The organism is Candidatus Krumholzibacteriia bacterium (assembly GCA_035649275.1).
Classification (GTDB): Bacteria; Krumholzibacteriota; Krumholzibacteriia.
Window position 1 is genome coordinate 1 of the sequence record DASRJW010000130.1, and the last position, 2,222, is coordinate 2,222.

Consider the following 2,222-nt stretch of genomic DNA (forward strand, 5'->3'; position numbering starts at 1 on the left):
CAGCTCGAGCTTGGCGTGCTCGACGCCGGCGGTGGCACAGAGCGCACGCAGCTGCGTGCGGATGGCCTCACCATAGTAGGGCTCGACCTTGGAGCGCACCTGCAGGTCGAGTCCACCGGAGTCGCGCAGCGTGGCGCGGACCCACAGGTCCGACCGCACGTCGTCACCGCGCCGCCCGGCCTCGCCGGTCTGCACCCTCTCTTCGGCCCTCGCTGCCATCGATGTCTCCCTCAGGCTCCCAGGACAGGTCGGTCCGGGGGTACGCTCCTCGCGCGCACTCCTGCGCGCTCGTCGCTCGGCACGAGGCCCTGCTCGGGCATCCATGCCCTCGCGACGGGCTCGTGACGCCCCCCGGACCGACCTGTCCAGGGAGCCTGAGTGTGCGCCAGGGGCGTGCCCATGGACTATCCGGAGAGCCCCGGCGATTTACGGTCCGCGGCGCAGAGGGCCATGAGTTCGCTGCAGTGCGGCACGTCTTCCAGAGTGAAGACGGCGTCGCGCAGCTCCTGCCGCCGCCGCGGGCTCAGCACCGGCTCCGCCAGCGCCTCGAACTTGATCTGCATCTCTTCCGGCGTCATCGGATCGCGCGGGTCGCCCTTGGGGACGTCGACCCGCCGGGTGAACTGCTTCCCCGCCGTGGTCGTGATCGTCACCCGGCTGCTCTGCTGCGCCGGGAAGAGATTCTCGAACTCCTGGTTCGCCGTCACCTTCACCTTGCGGAGCTGCGCCCGCAGCCGCGGGTCGCGGATCTTCGCCTCGGTGAATTGCTGCGTCGTCACCTTGTGGTCCACGAGAGCGGCGGCGATGCAGTAGGGCAAACTGTGGTCGGCGGTTTCCTTCGAATCGGGCTCGTACTTCGACGGATCGCTCAGGATGTCGGCGGCGCGGGCGATGCTCTCGATCTCCACGGTCGCGATGTCCTCGGCGGCGAGCTCCTGCTCCCGCAAGATCGCCAAGGTGGCGGTGATGGGCGAGTGCGTCAGCGCCTCGGTGGGGAACGCCTTCATGCTGCAGTCCACGATGAGGAAGCGCTTGCCGAGGTCGTCGGTGAGCTTGCCGCGATCCCAGCCGTCGCCGAGGCAGTGGAAGAGGCTTTCCTTCCCGTCCAGCACGTGCTCCGGGCCGGTGTAGCCGCGGGCAGCGAGGAGCGCCGACTCGACGCCGGCCCGCGTCGCCATCGGATCCACGGTGTTCTTCATCATGGTGAGCTTGCCCGCGGTGACCGCACCCAAAGTGCAGTGGCGGCTCGCGGCAATGCCGATGGAGTGCTGCATCTGCTGCCACGGCAACCCCAGCATGCGGCTCGCGACCATGGGGGCGGCGAAGGCGGTCAAGGTGGCGTGGTGCCAGCCACGCTCGCGGATGCCCGGCACGCCCGCCAGGCACAGGCGCATCTCGATCTCGTACGCGAGCACGATGCCGACGATGAGATCGCGGCCCCCCAGGTTCTGGCGCTCACCGAGGGCGAGGGCGGCCGGGATGATGTCGCTCGGATGCGAAGGATCCGCCTTCCAATAGATGTCGTTGTAGTCCAGGGCCCGGATCATGAGGGCGTTGGCGAAGGCGGCGCTCACCGGGTCGGTCTTCGTCCCGGAGCCGATGAGCGTGCACACGGGCTTGCCCCCGACCTCGTCGAGGTGCTCCAGAGCGAGCCGCGCATCGTGTGTGCGCCAGCCGCCAAGAGCGCAGCCCAGGGAGTCGTAGAGGAAGGCCTTTGCCGCCGCGATGGCCTCGGGCGAGAGGTGCTCGTAGCGCAGCTCCGCCGCCCAGCGCGACAAGGTGCCGGTGATCGTGTCCAAGGAGCCTCCCTATTTCACCAGCTCGAAGTCGGTGAAGTCCGCGTGGTGGAAGATGATCGATTCCGGCGAGCGCCGGACGTGGTCGCCTTCCTTGGAGTGCGTCGCGACCACGTGCATGACCGCCTCGGGAATGCCGTGTTTCCAGCACAAGCCGACGCCGCTGAAGGGATGACGCAAGTACTCCCCCGCCTTGCCCTTCACGATCTTGCCGTTCTTCTCCTCGTACTCGAGCATCTTGCCCACGTCCGCCAGCAGCGCTCCCGCCACCAGGGTGTCGTGGTCGATACGGGCGCGGTCGCCGTAGGCGTCGCGCAATACCTTTTCCATGCCGATGCACATCCGGCACACGGTGCGCACGTGCTCCAGGTACATGATGTTCACGTTCTCCGCCAGCAGCGTGAAGGGGATCCGCATCAGATCCGC

3 protein-coding genes are annotated in these 2,222 nt (G+C 68.0%); all 3 read right to left on the minus strand.

What is annotated here, in order from left to right; translation table 11 throughout:
- The coding region (locus VFE28_13745) for a citrate lyase ACP (GenBank protein HZM17060.1) at positions 1 to 219 on the minus strand (219 nt) is incomplete at its 3' end.
- A 185-nt stretch (positions 220 to 404) separates the two neighbouring features.
- Positions 405 to 1,799: an MmgE/PrpD family protein gene (locus tag VFE28_13750; protein HZM17061.1), complete on the minus strand. Its 1,395-nt coding sequence runs from the start codon at positions 1,797 to 1,799 to the stop codon at positions 405 to 407.
- A gap of 9 nt (positions 1,800 to 1,808) precedes the next feature.
- Positions 1,809 to 2,222: HD domain-containing protein (locus VFE28_13755; GenBank protein HZM17062.1), on the minus strand; the 414-nt coding region annotated here is incomplete at its 5' end.